Origin of the sequence: Rhodococcus sp. NPDC056506 (assembly GCF_042794945.1) — a bacterium.
Lineage (GTDB): Bacteria > Actinomycetota > Actinomycetes > Mycobacteriales > Mycobacteriaceae > Rhodococcus_F.
Genome location: NZ_JBHTSW010000010.1, coordinates 1 through 16,443 on the forward strand (window position 1 = coordinate 1; position 16,443 = coordinate 16,443).

Sequence of the window (16,443 nt, forward strand, 5' to 3'; positions counted from 1 at the left end):
ACTCCCCACGCTCCGGGGCGGCAGGTTTACGCCAAAGTAAGCGTCTTCTGACGAGAATGGCTCACGCACTCGGTGCGTGAGCCTTTCTCGTCGACGGGATCGAGTTTTTCCGATCACGTCGGGTTTGCCTGTTTCAGGCGGTAGCGTTCGAAAAGTTCCGCTGCCGAAGAGAGTGACCCCGATGATCGAGACTCGTGCTTTGCGAACGGTTTTCCGCGTCTTCGTGGCCTTGGCCACGGCAGTATGCGGGCTCCAGCTCCTCACGGCACCGGGTCACGCTCAGTCGGTGGACAGCAGGCTGGTCGACATCTCGGTGTACTCACCGTCGATGGGGCGCGACATTCCGTTGCAGGTCTTGCGGCCGGCTGATACCTCCACGCCCGCTCCGACGCTCTACCTACTCAATGGAGTAGACGGAGGAAAAGACGACGCGACGTGGTCGGTGCGGACCGATGCGCCGAAGTTCTTCGCGGACAAACATGTCAACGTGGTGACACCTCTCGGTGGGGCGTTCAGCTACTACACCGATTGGGAGCGGCCGGACCCCGGCCTCGCGAAGTCCGGAAACAACAACGGGGTCAACATGTGGACCACGTTCCTGACGGAAGAACTACCGCCGGTGATCGATTCGACGTTCGGGACGACCGGCGAGAACGCACTGGCCGGGTTGTCGATGGCGGGCACGTCGGTACTGGACCTGGCGATGTCAGCACCCGCGTTGTACAACAGCGTCGGGTCCTTCAGTGGGTGTGCGATGACGAGTCCCGGGATCGGTCAGGATTTCGTGAAACTCGTGGTCGCAGTGGGTGGCGGTAACGCGGAGAACATGTGGGGTCCGTACGATGGTTCGGGTTGGCCGGCTCACGATCCGGTTGTCAACGCGGACAAGCTACCTCGCATTCCGATGTACATCACCACCGCAACGGGGATTCCCGGTCCGTACGACACACTTGCCGATCCACGGATCGACAACGACGTCACAGATTTGGCTTTGCAGCTCGTTCTCGGTGGCGGAATCGAGGCAGCAACTCACTACTGCACTACCCAGCTTGCGGACAAGACGAACGCATTGGGTATGAACAACATTCGCTACAACTTCAAGCCGGCAGGAACGCATTCATGGGGATACTGGGAAGACGACTTACACGACTCGTGGCCGATGATCGCCGCGTCACTCGGCGTGTGAGTTCCCGTCGAGCGAGCCTTCGAAGCGTTGTTCTCGTCGGCGCGCTCGCCCTGACTTCACTACTGGCGCTGCCGTCGACCGCACTCGCTGACGAGTCCCCGAAAATAACGAGCGTCACTGAACTGTCCTCGCGCTTGGTTCTTCTCGACGTTCTCAGTCCCGCCATGGGGCGTACCATGCAGGTCAAAGTACTGCTTCCGGCCGACCGCTCGGAACCGCGCGGGACGCTGTATCTCCTGGACGGCAATTCCGGGCAGATCGAAGAGAACAACTGGTTGGCCCCCGCTAACGGCGATATCGTCCCGTTCTTTGCCGACAAGAACGTGAACGTCGTACTCCCCATCGGCGGCACCGGCACCATGTACACCGACTGGCAGGAAGATCACCCGAAATTCGGTCGTCTGAAGTGGGAGACCTTTCTGACAGAAGAGCTTCCCTCACTGATCGACGCGAGGTTCGCGACCAACGGGCACAATGCAATCGGCGGGATTTCGATGGGCGCAGAAGCCGCGCTGATCCTGGCCCAACGCTCGGCCGGGTTGTACGACGCGGTCGCCGGCTACAGCGGCTGCTACACAACCGTCGGAGGATTCGGCAAGGCGTTGACCGATCTTGTGGTCATCAACGGAAATGCCCGCTCGGAGCAGATGTGGGGTCCGGCCGGTAGTGACGCTTGGCAAGAGCACGACATCTTCGCCAATGCCGACAAGCTCCGCGGAACCAAGGTGTACCTTGCGTCGGGATCGGGACTGCCAGGCCCACACGAAACCCTCGACACTCCTGCCCTGGGTCGTGTGCTGGTCGTAGGCGGGGTCATGGAACTGGGATCGAACCTGTGCACCGACCAGATCACGCAGGTGCTGCGCGATCGTGGAGTCGATGTCACCCGCAGCGCTCAACCGGTGGGAACGCACGGTTGGCCGTACTGGCGCGACGAACTCGTTCGTTCCTGGCCGATGCTCGAATCTGCATTGTCAGCTTGAGCAGTTTCTGGCGATGAGTTTTCGTTTCGGGTCGGGTCTATAACCCTGTACGCCTGATTCGAAACTTCTCCGACAAGGACAGAACATGCCTTCCATCACTCCCTGTTTGTGGTTCGACAACCAAGCAGAAGAAGCAGCGAACTTCTACATCTCGGTGTTCGGTTCCGGGCAGATCCTCGGAATTGAAAGGTACGTCGAAGGATCGCCCTCCGGAATGCCGGCGGGATCGGTGATGACTGTCAGCTTCGAGCTCGACGGTCAGCGATTCACCGGCCTGAACGGCGGACCGATGTTCACGTTCTCGGAGGCGGTGTCATTCGAGATTCCGTGCGTCGATCAGGCGGAGGTCGATCACTACTGGTCCAGGCTGACCGAAGGCGGGGAAGAAGGCCCGTGCGGCTGGGCCAAGGACAAGTTCGGATTGTCCTGGCAGGTAGTCCCGAATCGCCTCCTCGAACTGATGAAGGATCCAGACCGAGCCAGGGCACAACGCGCCACGGACGCGATGATGAAGATGAAGAAGATCGATATCGCAGAGCTCGAACGGGCCGCAGACGTGTCCTGAACACGATCTGGCCGATGGGCGACAGTCTTCGTTAGCTGATGCTAGCCTTCCCTAATTCTCGCTGGAGCGTTGGAGGAGTGCTGGTAACCATGCGGATCAAAGTCTCTCGAATGAAGATTGCAGTCACGGCGGTGACTGCCGCGCTTGCCGTCGCCGGCCTTGCCGGTTGCAGTAGCGACAGTGCTGACGCACCGGCCGAAGCGGGCGCAACCATTTCGACGATGTTCGGCGACGTCGAGGTCCCGGCCGACCCGCAGCGCGTCGTGGCGCTTGGTTGGTCGGATGCCGAGACGGCACTCGCTCTGGGCACTCAACCAGTGGGCGTCGCGGACTGGATGGCGTTCGGCGGCAAGGGCGTCGGACCGTGGATCGCGGACGAGTTCACCACCGACCCGAAGATCCTCGGAACGATGGACCTGAGCGTCGAAGACGTCATCGCGCTCGAACCGGACCTCATTCTGTGGACGCGAAGCGACAACACGCAGGCGACCTACGACAAGCTCAGTGCCATCGCGCCGACGGTCGGGCCGCCTCCAGGTCTCGCCACGGCCTACGGGACGACGGTCGAGCAGCAGACCGAACTCGTCGCCAAGGCACTCGGCAAAGAATCGGAAGGCAAGGCGCTACTCGACGGCCTCGACGCCAAGTTCGACGCCGCGATTGCCGCCAATCCGAACTTCGCGGGCAAGACCGCGGCGGTCGGCGCCTACAGTTCCGACGGGTACGGCGCCTACGTACCCGGCGACGCACGCGCAGATTTCATGACCCGTCTCGGCTTCACGATTCCGGCCGCGATCACCGAGAAGGCCACGGGCAATTTCTACGTTCCGGTCGCCAACGAGAACCTCAACCTGTTCGACGCCGATCTCACCGTGCTGTTCCCGATCTTCCTCGACACCAGTGCGTTTGCGAACGATCCGCTGTTGCGTGCCATTCCGTCGGCCCAACAGGGACACTTGTTGATCCTCGATGACGTTTCACTCGTCAATGCGTTCTCGAGTGGCTCTGTACCGGGGCTGACCTACGCGATCGACAACGCGGTTCCGAAGTTCGCGAGCACGCTCGGAGCCTGATCAGAGCGTTTTCGGGGCCTGCCCGTCACTGTGAGCGTGTTCGCAAACAGTGGCGGGCAGTTCTCGTGCGTCCGTACACTGGAAAAAGTGAACTTTCAGCTAACGAGCGGCGCCCCCGTGGAGATCGGTCCAGTGGAGACCGCAACGACCGCTCCTCGTTTTCCGCGGATGCATGCATACGTGGATATCGCTGTTGTGATCGTGGTGCTGGTGGGAACCAATCTGATTGCACACTTCACCACCGCGTGGGCGAGCATCGCCACGGTACCTATTTCTGCTCTTGTTCTGTTGGCGCTCACCAAGCGCCGGGGAATGGGTTGGGCGGAGCTCGGGCTGTCGCCTCGTGACCTGCGGAAGGGGTCGAAGTACGCCCTGGCCGCCGTCGGCCTGGTCCTGACGGTTGTCGCCGTCGGCGCGCTGCTTCCGCTTACGCGCCCGTTCTTCATGGCGGATCGCTACGCCACGATTTCCGGCGCCATCATCGCGTCGATGATCGTCATTCCGCTCCAGACCGTCATTCCCGAAGAGTTGGCTTTCCGCGGCGTCCTGCACGGCACATTGAACCGGGTCAGTGGATTCCGGGGCGTCGCAGCGGCCGGTTCATTGATGTTCGGACTGTGGCACATCGCGTCGTCGATGGGTTTGACCAGCGGCAACGAAGGGCTTTCCGGCTTTCTCGGTACCGGAGTCGTCGGTCAGGTCGCCGGAATCCTCGGGGCTGTTCTCGCCACCGCCGCAGCCGGTCTCGTATTCACCTGGCTCCGTCATCGCAGCGGCAGTCTCATTGCGCCGATCGCACTGCATTGGTCGTTGAACGGGGCGGGCGCGCTGGCTGCGGCTCTCGTTTGGCATGCAACTCTTGCTTGATCCCAATATCTGACAAAAAGGACAGCATTCGCCGCGCGGTTCCGGGTGGTTTTGTGCTTTGCTCAGTAAGTGACGCACCTTCATCGAGGCCATGTCTTCCACATTTCCGGTCGTCCGACGGTTGAGGATGCGGCGCAGTCGCTCGTCTCGATCCCCGACGGCGTGTTGGCGATCGACGATGCGGGAACCATCGTCTACTGCGGAGAATTCGAATCACTCCCGAGTGAACTCGAAGGCGCTGAAACCCACGATCACCGGCCAGGATTCCTGCTGCCCGGATTCGTCGACGCGCACATTCACTTCCCGCAGACGTACGCCGGCGACGCGTACGGCGGCGGTCAACTCCTCGAGTGGCTCGACCTCTGTGTCTTTCCCTCCGAATCGAGGTTTGCTGATCCCGAGTTCGCCCAGCACGCCGCCGAGGCCTTCTGTGCTCGCCGAATCGCCACGGGAACCACGGCCGCGATGGTGTTCGGATCGGCCTTCCCGCACGCGCAGGACGCCCTGTTCTCGGAAACTCTGAAACGCGGCCTTCGGGTGGTCAGCGGGCGGGGGATTCAAACCACCGGCCCGGCCTCCGCTGCTGCACTGATCACTTCTGAAGAGGACGCGATCAGACTCACTCGCGAGGAGATCGACAAGTGGCACGCGTCCGACACCGGTGACGTGAACACTGCGTTGGTTCACGTCGCAGTGGTTCCCCGATTCTCCCTCGCAGTGACAACACAGACGCTGAAAGACTTAGGCGAGTTGTACGACTCGGTCCGCGGCCGCGGCGTCTACTTCCACAGTCACCTCAACGAGAACAACCGGCCGGGAACCGGCGAGGTGGCGACCACGCTGGCCGAGTACGAGGTCGAGACCTATCTCGACACGTACGACGGCAAGTTCCTCCCCGGCTCGCAGGTCGGCGGAAAGAGCTTCCTGGGTCCGCGCACGATTCTCGCGCACTCGGTGCACTGCCAGGACTCCGAACTCGCACGAATGGCCGAGACCGGAACCTCGATCGCACATTGTCCGACGTCCCAACAGTTTCTCGGCTCGGGCACCATGCCGTGGAAACGAACCGTTGCGTCAGGGGTCAACATCGCGATCGGATCGGACTTCGGCGGCGGCGACGAGTGCCTGCTCACCCGAGTCCTCGGCGACGCCTTCAAGGTTCACATCTCCGAAGCCGGCGACGACGGAGTATCGATGCACCCCGCCGAACTGTTGTTCACCGGAACTCTCGCCGGTGCTCGCGCGCTGGACATGGAGAACCGGATCGGCAACTTCGACGAGGGCAAGGAGGCCGACTTCCTGGTGATCGATCCGTCCGGATGGCCGCCGCTCGCCGGGCTCGTCAACCACGGAACGCGTTCGGATGATCCGATTCTCGCCCGCGACCAGACGCTCTTCGGGCTCCTGATGGCGATGCGCGAACCCGCGATTGCGCACGTGTACGTGCAAGGGCGCCGGGTGTCGGGCTGACGTGTCCGCAACCGCCATCACCGGGTACCACCGAACGAGTTCGGGATTCCGGGCGTGGGTAGAGCGTGCGGCCGAGATCGCCGGTCGATTCGACGGCTACCTGAGCTGCGCTGTCAGTGATCAACCGGAACCGGTGTCGCACGGGTTGTCCGTCACTTTCGCCAGTGCCGACGATCTTCATCGCTGGCTGGAGTCGACTGATCGCCGCGATCTCGAAAGATCTGCTGCAGCAACGGGAATTCTCGCGCAGACGAGTGATCTGGTACTGGTCGACGGCGTTCTGCCGCCGCCCGGTATCGGTGTGTACGACCACGCCGTCGTCGTGGGTAAGGAGAACGAGTTTCTGCGAACGCAACGGCACCTCATCGATCTCAGTTCGCGATTCTCCGGCTACGAGTCGGTGATGTTGTTGCGGTCGGTCACCGACTCCACCCAGTGGAAGTCCGTCCTTCGGTTTCGGACCGAGCAGCAGTTGGCGGTGTGGATGGCGTCGCCTGAAAGGGCCGCGGCACTACCGAAACTGCGAGCCGAGCTAGCCGAGGACTTCACCGAGACCACGCGGTCGACACCGTTCGGCACGATTCTGCGCACGGAGAACGGGCAGACCCGTGCAACGCCGAATTGGAAGACGGCGATGATCATCCTGCTCGTTCTTTATCCGACGGTGATGACGCTGTCGAGGTTTCTCGGGCCGTTGCTCGACGGGATCGGAGCGCCGCCGTGGCTCTCGATGTGGCTGAGCCAGATAGTCAGCGTCGGCGCCATGACGTGGTTTCTGATGCCGACGGTCACCAGGTGGTTCCGCCATTGGCTGGACCCGGTCGACGGCGCCGTCCCTCGCACCAACTGGCGCGGCGTCGCGGCGGTTATTGCGGTGTACGCAGCGACTCTGACGCTGTTCGCGTCGGTGAAGTGGCTGCAGTTCTGGGACTATTTCGACTGAATCCGGCCTCGGCGGAAGTAGGCGAGCGGTCCGAAGAAGTTGACGAAGATAATTGCTGCCCACTTCTTCTTGCTACCGTGCACCGTTTCGGCAGGTCGTCGCGCGAGGTCGATCCACGCGGCAATCGCCAGCAGGGACTGAATCGCTGCGAGCAGGGCGACGACGCGGCGCTGCGAGGGTGACAGCTCACTCCAGGACTTCTTTTTCGTGAAATTCATGAACTCCACTTTGCTCTCGAACGTTCAATTTGTGTCGAGATGGGGTTGCAATCGGCACCCGAAGTTCCCCGAAACGGTGTGAATAGCGTCACCATGATGACCGCTAAGTATGGTCTGGTGGGCTGCCGGGACGGTCGTTTTCGGCGTAAAGATCTCGCTAACCCGAACTGTGGCTGAATGTTTGCGCGCGCACTAAGCTCGCGTGGCCCAATCCGCGAAAGTGATTTGGCCAATCTGCTGGTACGCGCACTATGGAGTGCAACATCCGCTCTATTAAGTAAGGCTTGCCAATCTTGTAGTCGATGTACAGATTTGATGCTGAAGGGTAGCTACTATCGGGAACGATGTTCGGAATGTGTCAATAAATCGTCCGTAGGTGACAGTTTGATCACTGCATGTGTGTGTTACCTGTGTGTATGCCTGTGACCTGAAGGGGCCGAAATGTAACGTCCCGGACACATTTGGTGTCGCGGAAGTAACGGAAGACCTCTACTCTTATCGCCAGCAGCCACTCACGTGGCAGCAAATCCTCTGGACCGTATCTTCGACAGGAGCACATCGCATGAGCAGCGCAGAATTCTCGGATGCTTTCACCTTCCTCAACGACTTCTTCAGCAACGCGTCTGATCTCTTCAGCGCTCTGAGCTTCTTCACCTCGCTCAGCTGATAGCTTCCGGCCGATAGGCCGACCCAGTGGCCCCCGAAGACGACGTCTTCGGGGGCCACTGTTGTCTGCCTGATTATCTGCCTAGCGTCCAATTTGGTGACAATGTGAGCATTGTTGGCCAAGTGCATGGCGGGGTTGATGTGACTGTGGTGGAATGCGAGCGAAAGAAGATAGCTTGCCTGCCCGCCACTTCGAGCGGGACACGCCGATGATCGGAGCTTTGTGCACGTCTCGCGAAGAAACCTCTTCAAGTACGCAGCCGCTGGATCGGCGGCTGCCGGACTCGCTGCTTTGAGCGGTACGACGTCGGTGGCCAATGCCGGTTCGCTCGGGACCCTGCTCGATTACGCCGCCGGTGTGCCGTCCGCTCAGGCAATCAAGGCCGCCGGGTACGCAGGCGCCATCCGGTACGTCTCGGATCGACGGCCGGGCGCCGATTGGATGGTCGGTAAGCCCGTACTGGCGCGGGAAACCGACGCGTTGACGGCGGCCGGACTCCAAGTCGTTTCCTGCTATCAATTCGGCAAGGGCGGAACAGCGGACTGGCGCGGAGCCCGCGAGGCAGGCAAGCGTCATGCGTCCCGTGGCCTCGAACTACATGCTGCGGCCGGTGGACCGTCCGGTCGGCCGATCTACGCGTCGATCGACGACAATCCAACCAGTACCGAGATCACGACGCTGATTGCGCCATACCTCGAGGGGTGGGCCTCGGTTGTGGGCAACGGGGCACTCGGTGTCTACGGAAACACTCGCGTGATCGACGCGATGATCAGTGCAGGCGTCGGAACCTGGTTCTGGCAGCACAACTGGGGCTCACCGGCAGGGTATGTGCACCCGCGGGCAAACCTGCACCAGTTCGAAATCGACAAGCGCAAGGTCGACGGCGTCGGCGTGGATCTGAATTCGATCCTCACGCGCGATTACGGGCAGTGGTCGTTGGCAGGCTCGGTCGGTCCGGTTCAGCCCGTCGGGTCCTCGTTGCCGACGGGATCTATCGCACCATAGCGCCGAATTTGGCGAGCCAGGCCTTGGCGTCTTCGGGGAGGTTGCCCGCTGCTTCGGCGGCGAGGCACCATGCTTTTGCCATCGACAGAAAGTTCATCGGGTTGTATGCGTCTTCTTCGCGAGACCACAATCCGTCGCCTGCGTAGTGCAGGATCGTGATGTTGGCGGCGCCGTGCTTGGATCCGTCACCCGGATCCTCCATCGGGTTGTCGATCTCGCACACGATCCATCCACGCTGCTCGTCGACGACGAACCAGTTGGCCGGGAACTCGGTCATCCGGCGCCCTGGGAACTCGGTCATCGTGCGAGTCACCCACTTGCGTACGGCCTCTCGGCCGTCGAGGGTGCCGAAGGCGTGTTCCACGTAGACGACGTCCTCGGTGAACATGTCCGCGAAGGCGTTCCAGTCGCCGGAACGAGTGCACTCGACAACGGTGTTCTGGTAACCCGCGAAGGCATCTTCGAGTTCCGTGCGTGTCCAGGTCATGAAAGGCTCCTCGGGTAGTCGTCGCCTCAAATTAGAACACGTTGCAGAATTGATTGTCGGCGATTCGATGCAGAAGAGTTCTGCGGTACCGTCGTTGACGGGTCGGGGACCCGTTATGTGAGAGGGCACCACGTGGATATCATCATCAATTTCATCTACACACTTCTGTCGAAGTTGCAGACGGGCAGCATCGAAGGCTCTTCGGAGAAGTGAGTCCTCCGCCGGGTTGATTCCCTTACGAGACTTTCTGTTTGGGAATCAATCCGGCGAACACCATTGTCACGACAGCAGCGGCGATGGAAATCAGGAACGTGGCGCGAAACGCCTCGAACGAGGGGATCACTGCGGTGCCGACCGTGATGGTCATCCCGGCCAGAACGACGCTCACGATCGCGGCAGACGTCGACGTGCCGATCGATCGCATCAGAGAGTTCAGTCCGTTCGCGGCCGCGGATTCCGTGATGGGTACCGCGCCCATGATCAAGGCCGGCATGGCCGAGTACGAGAGCCCGACACCCGCGCCGATGAACATTCCGGCAACGGCGACCTGCCAGACGCTCGACACCGTGAAATATGCGAAGGCGTAACCCAATCCGATGACGAGGGCGCCAAGCATCAACGTGATTCGTGGGCCACGCCAAGCCGAAATTCGAGCGGAGACGGGTGAGAGCGCCATCATGACGAGTCCACCGGGGGCCAGTGCGAGTCCCGCTGCGACCATGGACAGTCCGAGTCCGTAGCCGGTCGACGTCGGTGCCATGAGGAGTTGGGGGAGCGTCAAGGAATTGCCGTACATGGCAAACCCGACTGCGATCGACGCGAAGTTGGTGAAGAGAACCTGCGGCCGGGCCGATACGCGAAGGTCTACCAGTGGCGCGCTGCGTCGAAGTTCCCACCATCCCCACACCAGGAAGCTGAGCGCGGAAACCGCAAGGAGTCCCAGTGTTTTCGCGTCGCCCCACCCCCAAGTCCCCCCTTTGGTGATGGGCAGCAGCAGGGTGATCAGGCCGACTGTGAGGCCGAGCGCTCCGACGAAGTCGAAACGGCCCGGGCGTCGTACGGTCGATTCGGGAATGACGAACGCAACCAGTGCGATGCAGATCAATCCGAATGCTGCCGAGGTGACGAAGAGAAAGTGCCAGTTGGCATTCTGAGCGATCACTGCGGCGATCGGCAGTCCGATCGCACCGCCGACGCCGAGGGTGGCGCTCATGACCGCCATGGCTCCGGCCACTTTCTTCGGTGGAAGAACGTCACGAATGATGGCTATGCCCAATGGAATTGCCCCGACCGATGCTCCTTGAAGTGCACGGCCGACAACGAGCACGATCAGTGAAGGCGCGATCGCGCAGATGGCCGAGCCCAGAACGACCATCCCGAGACTGACCAGCAGCATTCGTTTCTTGCCGAACATGTCGCCGAGGCGTCCGCTGATCGGCGTGATCACGGCGGCGGCGAGGAGCGTTGCCGTGATCGCCCACGACGTGTCGGCGGGAGAAGAGTTCAGCAGGTGCGGCAATTGCGGAATGATCGGGACGACCAGCGTCTGCATCAAGGCGACGACGATTCCGCACAGTCCGAGAACGGTGAGCACGGGACCCGACGGTGCGTAGTTCGTGTCCGTGGTTTTCGTCTCAGGGGTATTCCCGTCGACATTCGACGACCCTGTGTGAACGGACATTCGGCTCCCGCCCTGGCATGTTCTGTTTCGGTGCGTTCGCCCCAGTGTGCACGCTACACATCGTGTGTAGTCTGCACAATATGAGGATGGACCGGGAACCCGAACTGGTGAATATCGAGTACGAGTTGACTCTGCTCTCGCGCTACCACGCGCTTGCTCAACGGGCCGAACTTCATCTGGACCGCTCGGCGTATCTACTGCTCGGTCGACTGGAATTGCAACATCCCATGAGCCTCAAGGAGCTCTCCTGCGCTTTCTCGCTCGACATCTCGACCATAAACCGGCAGATCGGCGCGCTCAGGCGTCAGGGCTTGGTGGAGCGGGTGGAGGATCCGGACGGTGGCCTGGCGCGAAAGGTCCGGCCGACAGCGCAGGGGCTGTTGAAACTTCGTGCTGATCGCGAACATTCGACAGCGGGCGTCGAAAAGGTCCTGCGCGAGTGGACGCCCGAGCAACGTCTTGCGCTCGGTGATCTACTCCGGCAATTCAATACCTCGGTCGAAGCCCTGGAAGGCCGCGACTGGCCGCGACCGAATCAGGTCTGAGAGTGCGAAACGGACCGCAGCGAGCGATCCGGATCGCTCGAATCCGATTCCGGCGCAATGACAACAAGTTTCGGATGTTGCTCGGGCGCTGCGTGATTTCCACGCCAGGAGAGCAACGACCAGCGTGACAGCCCGGACAGCGCGGACCCGAGACTGACGAACGAGCCCGAACTCAGGACCGATGCCGTAGATCCGATGCTTCCGATGGAAAGGAAAGAGCCGACACTACCGATCGACAGTATCGAGTACGCCGATCCGATCGACAGGATGGACCCCTCGGATCGGATGGACAGTATCGATCGAGTCGACTTGTGCGACCGTATCGACTGGTCGGCTGGGCTTGATTTCCGGTCTGAACGGCCATGCGTGATGTCCACTCGTAGATGTCCCATCTATCGGGTCTATCACGGTGCTCGGAGATGCAAAAGGGACCCACCGAAATTCGGTGGGTCCCTTTCACGAGACTTCGATCAAGCTACCGCGAACATGCCCACGGTCGGGAGGAAGCTGCAGGTGATGCGGTCTGCGCCTTCCGGCTGGGTGGTCAGCGAACCGCTGATCACCGAGAGGACGCGTCCGGGGCCTGTATCGGCGATAGCCGACAGAGTGGCGGGGCCGTCCGGGTTGATGCGCGCGGCGTTGGTCAGGTTCTGGGTTGCGCTGCGCTGGTTGTCGATGTTGACCCAGGTCACGGTCATCGGCACCGGCTGGTCGTCGACGGCGGGAGCCGTACCGAGAGCGGTGAAGACGAATCCGGCCTGACCGGCAGCGGGGCCGGGAGGAGGCAGGTGAGCCGGGCCGGGAACAGCAAGTGCGGTTCCGACCGAATCGGCGGTTGCCGAGATGCAGCCCTTGCCCAGTGTCGGGTACAGGAACTGCGCGATGACGGGGGCGTTCTCGTCCGGGATTGCCGGTCCGCCACCGCCGCTGCCGTCGAGGAAGGTGATGACCTTCTCGAGGGTGGCTTTGATCTCGGGCGGAATGCCGGGGGAGTTCAGGATCGCGCGAGCCTGGTCGAGCAACGCTTGCTGCGGGCCGCCGGCGACGTCAGCCGGGCCTGCAGCGGCACCGATGATGGCGGGCGCAAACGAGGCGAGGAACTCGATCGGCACACTTTCGGGTGCGGGCGGTGCTGCCGGATCGGCCATTGCCTGTGCCGGCAATGCCAGTCCTGCTACTGCGGCAATAGCGACGGCGGTGAACGCCTTTCGCATACCTCGGGTTCGAAGCACTGTTTCCCCATCCTTAGTCATACCGCGCGGGCGCCTAGGCGAGCTCCGCGTTTGACGGCTCGAGGGGTCACTCTATGTACAGAGCCCCCGGGTTGTACAGCTGTTCAGTTGCTGAGCAGCTACGCACCGGGGGGAGTCTATGGCATGACCGGCCTCGATCGTGATTTACGGCGACCATACCTGTGACTGAAGTGATCTATGTGAAAGTTGATGCAACTGTTACGTCAGATTGCGAGGATTGTTCACTCGAAGATCAGTCGAAACGGACCGAATCGTCGACAAGTACGTCAATTCGACGGGCCAGGTCGAAGTCCAGATCTGTGAGTCCGCCGGCCGAGTGTGTCGAGAGTGTGTACGTGACCTTGCGCCATCGAACGTCGATGTCGGGATGGTGATCTGCGGCCTCGGCGACGGCCGCGATGCGTTGGAGAAGGGCGATCGCGTCCGGGAAGGTCGCGGAGTCGACGGTGCGAGTGATCGAGCCCGGGGACAGCTGCCAAGCGGGCAGTTCGTCGAGTGCGCTTTGGATTGCGGAGTCGGACAACAAAGTGGCCATACTCCATCATGGTGCGATGAGTGATGTGCCTGCAAGGGATCGCGAAGTTGTTGCCGGCGCGATCTTCCGTGGGGGAAGGCTGCTCCTCGCGCAGCGGACGAGTCCGCCGGCGTTGGCCGGCCGCTGGGAACTGCCGGGCGGGAAGGTCGAGGAGTTCGAATCACCACAGAACGCGTTGGTGCGAGAGCTACTCGAGGAACTCGCGGTCGAAGTTCGGTGCGGCGCCAGAATCGGCGTCGACGTGCCATTGTCGCCGGGGTTGGTCCTGCGGGCGTACCGCGCGGAGTTGGTATCGGGAGAACCGGTCGCGCTCGACCATGCTCAGTTGACATGGGTTGATGCCGAAGAACTGTTGTCGATGGATCTGGTCGACAACGATCGGGCCTGGATCCCTGAGCTACTCGAGGAATTGAGCGCGCTTACGCCGCACGAGCCTTCTTGAGACCGGCTTTGAGTTCCTTCTTGGATGCGCCCTCGTTCTCGAGCTTCTTCATCCGCATGATGACGACGGGACACTTGATGCACCGCGTCTTCTTGCGGCAGCACTTCTTTTTCGGCTTGAGTTGCGAGACCTTGCTTGCCTTGACTTTTCCCATGTGACGCTGCGGCTTTCCTGTTTCACTACGGCGGAGAGCCCGCTCTTGGAACGAGGTTAGCGTACCCTTAAACACCCTGTTTCTCCAGGTCGTAATCCTACCCGCTTCAGCGTGGTGCAAATCACTATTGGCTGGTGGGCGCGGTGATAGAGGCCGCACAATGCAGGAGTATCCGCTCGGAGCGAGTAGTATTTACTAGGCCGCGGTGCCTATTCAGGCGATTCGTGCCCTGATTCGGATCACACACTCGTGCAGCGGCCACCAGAAGAGCCGTGCGACTTGACTTTCGCGTGGCCGAATCAACTCAGCCAGGAGAGCCATCGCGTGACCACCACCAGCTTCCGTAACGTTGCCATCGTCGCACACGTCGACCACGGCAAGACCACCCTCGTCGACGCCATGCTTCGTCAGTCCGGCGCGTTCGAGGAGCGCGCCGAGCTGGTCGATCGCGTCATGGACTCCGGCGACCTCGAACGCGAGAAGGGCATCACGATCCTCGCGAAGAACACCTCGGTGCACAAGCGCAACGAGGATGGTTCGGTCACCGTCATCAACGTCATCGACACCCCGGGCCACGCTGACTTCGGTGGCGAGGTCGAGCGCGGTCTGTCCATGGTCGACGGCGTCGTCCTGCTCGTCGATGCATCCGAGGGACCACTGCCGCAGACGCGTTTCGTGCTGCGCAAGGCGCTCGCGGCTTCGCTGCCCGTCATCCTGGTCGTCAACAAGACGGACCGCCCCGACGCCCGCATCGAAGAGGTCGTCACCGAGGCTCAGGACCTGCTCCTCGACCTCGCATCGGATCTGTCCGACGAAGCCGCCGAAGCCGCTGAGCTCGCACTCGAACTGCCTGTCCTCTACGCGTCCGGTCGCGAAGGCAAGGCATCGACCGTGCAGCCCGCCAACGGTCAGGCCCCCGACGCCGAAGACCTCACCGCGCTCTTCCAGGTTCTGATGGAGTACGTCCCCGCGCCCAAGGGTTCGGTCGACGCACCGCTCCAGGCTCACGTCACCAACCTCGACGCGTCGGCATTCCTCGGTCGCCTCGCACTGGTTCGCATCCACAACGGCGAACTGCGCAAGGGCCAGACCGTGTCCTGGTGCCGTGAGGTCGACGGCGAGCCCGTCATCACCAAGACCAAGATCACCGAGCTGCTCACCACCATCGGTGTCGAGCGCGTTCCGGCAGAGGTCGCCGTTGCCGGCGACATCTGCGCAGTCGCAGGTTTCCCGGACATCATGATCGGCGACACCCTTGCCGACCTCGAGAACCCGGTACCGCTTCCTCGCATCACCGTCGATCAGCCGGCCATCTCGGTCACGATCGGTACCAACACGTCACCGCTTGTCGGTCGCGTCAAGGGCCACAAGCTGACCTCCCGCATGGTCAAGGCTCGCCTCGACCAGGAGCTCGTCGGTAACGTCTCGCTCAAGGTCCTCGACATCGGTCGCCCCGATGCATGGGAGGTCCAGGGTCGTGGAGAGCTCGCTCTCGCCATCCTCGTGGAGCAGATGCGTCGCGAAGGCTTCGAGCTGACCGTCGGCAAGCCGCAGGTTGTCACCCAGATCGTCGACGGCAAGGTTCACGAGCCTTTCGAAGAGCTGACCATCGACAGCCCTGAGGAATACCTCGGCGCCATCACGCAGCTCCTCGCGAACCGCAAGGGCAAGATGGTCCAGATGTCGAACCACGGCGCAGGCTGGGTTCGTATGGAGTTCATCGTTCCTTCGCGTGGCCTCATCGGCTTCCGCACGGACTTCCTCACGGAAACCCGCGGCACCGGCATCGCCAACGCAGTGTTCGACGGATACGGCCCGTGGGCCGGCGAGATCCGCGCGCGCCACACCGGCTCGCTCGTCTCGGACCGCTCCGGCACCGTGACACCGTTCGCCATGATCCAGTTGGCTGACCGTGGAACCTTCTTCGTCGAGCCCGGTGCAGACACCTACGAGGGACACGTCGTCGGTATCAACCCGCGTCAGGAAGACCTCGACATCAACGTCACCCGCGAGAAGAAGCTGACCAACATGCGTCAGTCTTCCGCAGACGTGATGGAGACCCTCGCAAAGCCGATCAAGCTCGAACTCGAAGCAGCGATGGAGTTCTGCTCCAGCGACGAGTGCGTCGAGGTCACCCCGGAGGACGTCCGCGTCCGCAAGGTGCACCTCAACGCAACCGAGCGCGCTCGTGAGCGCTCACGTAGCAAGGCACGCGACAAGGCTGCTCTGTAGTCTTCGTCGGTTACAACCTGACAGGCGAATGTGCCTTTCAGCCGAGTTTTCGGCGGAAAGGTACATTCGCCTTCATGGTTTCCGGGCGAAAGTACTGCCCGGAAACGAGTGCGAAGGGGCGACGCGGCCCCGTACGG

18 protein-coding genes are annotated in these 16,443 nt (G+C 61.8%); 11 read left to right on the top strand and 7 right to left on the bottom strand.

The window, feature by feature from the left end; genetic code table 11:
- Positions 1-181: 181 nt before the first annotated feature.
- From ACFQ6H_RS11380 to ACFQ6H_RS11410, 7 genes are all read left to right on the top strand, one after another.
- Positions 182-1,186, top strand: a complete 1,005-nt coding sequence (locus tag ACFQ6H_RS11380) for an alpha/beta hydrolase (protein ID WP_378646142.1) — start codon at positions 182-184, stop codon at positions 1,184-1,186.
- Positions 1,183-2,169 carry an alpha/beta hydrolase gene (locus ACFQ6H_RS11385; RefSeq protein WP_378646144.1) on the top strand — a complete coding sequence of 329 codons (987 nt, stop codon included), beginning with the start codon at positions 1,183-1,185 and terminating at the stop codon, positions 2,167-2,169. Before ACFQ6H_RS11380 ends, ACFQ6H_RS11385 begins: the two co-directional genes overlap by 4 nt.
- Before the next feature lie 85 nt (positions 2,170-2,254).
- Positions 2,255-2,734, top strand: coding sequence for a VOC family protein (locus tag ACFQ6H_RS11390; protein ID WP_378539231.1), 480 nt, complete (start codon positions 2,255-2,257; stop codon positions 2,732-2,734).
- A 110-nt stretch (positions 2,735-2,844) separates the two neighbouring features.
- Positions 2,845-3,807, top strand: coding sequence for an iron-siderophore ABC transporter substrate-binding protein (locus ACFQ6H_RS11395; protein ID WP_378646146.1), 963 nt, complete (start codon positions 2,845-2,847; stop codon positions 3,805-3,807).
- A gap of 168 nt (positions 3,808-3,975) precedes the next feature.
- Positions 3,976-4,674: a CPBP family intramembrane glutamic endopeptidase gene (locus ACFQ6H_RS11400; protein WP_283303001.1), complete on the top strand. Its 699-nt coding sequence runs from the start codon at positions 3,976-3,978 to the stop codon at positions 4,672-4,674.
- Positions 4,675-4,743: 69 nt separating this feature from the next.
- Positions 4,744-6,144 carry an amidohydrolase family protein gene (locus tag ACFQ6H_RS11405; protein ID WP_378646148.1) on the top strand — a complete coding sequence of 467 codons (1,401 nt, stop codon included), beginning with the start codon at positions 4,744-4,746 and terminating at the stop codon, positions 6,142-6,144.
- A gap of 1 nt (position 6,145) precedes the next feature.
- The gene (locus tag ACFQ6H_RS11410) at positions 6,146-7,087 is read left to right on the top strand and encodes an antibiotic biosynthesis monooxygenase (RefSeq protein ID WP_378549744.1); all 942 of its coding nucleotides are present in this window, start codon (positions 6,146-6,148) and stop codon (positions 7,085-7,087) included.
- On the opposite strand, the gene ACFQ6H_RS11415 is transcribed toward ACFQ6H_RS11410, so the two are convergent.
- Entirely contained in the window at positions 7,075-7,314 is a 240-nt protein-coding gene (locus ACFQ6H_RS11415; protein WP_378539227.1) for a PLD nuclease N-terminal domain-containing protein, read from the bottom strand. The genes ACFQ6H_RS11410 and ACFQ6H_RS11415 overlap by 13 nt on opposite strands.
- An 880-nt stretch (positions 7,315-8,194) precedes the next feature.
- Between ACFQ6H_RS11415 and ACFQ6H_RS11420 the strand changes: the two genes are divergently transcribed.
- Positions 8,195-8,977, top strand: a complete 783-nt coding sequence (locus tag ACFQ6H_RS11420) for a DUF1906 domain-containing protein (RefSeq protein ID WP_378449024.1) — start codon at positions 8,195-8,197, stop codon at positions 8,975-8,977.
- On the opposite strand, the gene ACFQ6H_RS11425 is transcribed toward ACFQ6H_RS11420, so the two are convergent.
- Together ACFQ6H_RS11425 and ACFQ6H_RS11430 are read right to left on the bottom strand one after the other, a co-directional pair.
- Positions 8,964-9,464 carry a nuclear transport factor 2 family protein gene (locus ACFQ6H_RS11425; RefSeq protein WP_378646150.1) on the bottom strand — a complete coding sequence of 167 codons (501 nt, stop codon included), beginning with the start codon at positions 9,462-9,464 and terminating at the stop codon, positions 8,964-8,966. The two genes, ACFQ6H_RS11420 and ACFQ6H_RS11425, sit on opposite strands and share 14 nt — an antisense overlap.
- Positions 9,465-9,699: 235 nt before the next feature.
- Positions 9,700-11,145, bottom strand: a complete 1,446-nt coding sequence (locus tag ACFQ6H_RS11430) for an MFS transporter (RefSeq protein ID WP_378539225.1) — start codon at positions 11,143-11,145, stop codon at positions 9,700-9,702.
- 86 nt (positions 11,146-11,231) lie between these two features.
- Between ACFQ6H_RS11430 and ACFQ6H_RS11435 the strand changes: the two genes are divergently transcribed.
- The gene (locus ACFQ6H_RS11435; protein WP_378539224.1) at positions 11,232-11,690 is read left to right on the top strand and encodes a MarR family winged helix-turn-helix transcriptional regulator; all 459 of its coding nucleotides are present in this window, start codon (positions 11,232-11,234) and stop codon (positions 11,688-11,690) included.
- On the opposite strand, the gene ACFQ6H_RS11440 is transcribed toward ACFQ6H_RS11435, so the two are convergent.
- From ACFQ6H_RS11440 to ACFQ6H_RS11450, 3 genes are all read right to left on the bottom strand, one after another.
- A complete protein-coding gene (locus ACFQ6H_RS11440; RefSeq protein WP_378539223.1) occupies positions 11,681-12,082 on the bottom strand; it encodes a hypothetical protein in 402 nt (133 codons plus the stop codon). The two genes, ACFQ6H_RS11435 and ACFQ6H_RS11440, sit on opposite strands and share 10 nt — an antisense overlap.
- Before the next feature lie 78 nt (positions 12,083-12,160).
- Entirely contained in the window at positions 12,161-12,904 is a 744-nt protein-coding gene (locus tag ACFQ6H_RS11445; protein ID WP_003945233.1) for a hypothetical protein, read from the bottom strand.
- A 271-nt stretch (positions 12,905-13,175) separates the two neighbouring features.
- Positions 13,176-13,478 carry a 4a-hydroxytetrahydrobiopterin dehydratase gene (locus ACFQ6H_RS11450; RefSeq protein ID WP_283301546.1) on the bottom strand — a complete coding sequence of 101 codons (303 nt, stop codon included), beginning with the start codon at positions 13,476-13,478 and terminating at the stop codon, positions 13,176-13,178.
- 16 nt (positions 13,479-13,494) lie between these two features.
- Between ACFQ6H_RS11450 and ACFQ6H_RS11455 the strand changes: the two genes are divergently transcribed.
- Positions 13,495-13,920, top strand: coding sequence for a (deoxy)nucleoside triphosphate pyrophosphohydrolase (locus ACFQ6H_RS11455; RefSeq protein WP_378539222.1), 426 nt, complete (start codon positions 13,495-13,497; stop codon positions 13,918-13,920).
- Here the strand turns inward: ACFQ6H_RS11455 and ACFQ6H_RS11460 are convergent.
- Positions 13,898-14,074, bottom strand: coding sequence for a hypothetical protein (locus ACFQ6H_RS11460; RefSeq protein WP_003945207.1), 177 nt, complete (start codon positions 14,072-14,074; stop codon positions 13,898-13,900). The two genes, ACFQ6H_RS11455 and ACFQ6H_RS11460, sit on opposite strands and share 23 nt — an antisense overlap.
- A 324-nt stretch (positions 14,075-14,398) precedes the next feature.
- Between ACFQ6H_RS11460 and typA the strand changes: the two genes are divergently transcribed.
- The gene (gene typA, locus ACFQ6H_RS11465) at positions 14,399-16,306 is read left to right on the top strand and encodes a translational GTPase TypA (RefSeq protein WP_378646152.1); all 1,908 of its coding nucleotides are present in this window, start codon (positions 14,399-14,401) and stop codon (positions 16,304-16,306) included.
- The last annotated feature ends 137 nt before the right edge of the window (positions 16,307-16,443 follow it).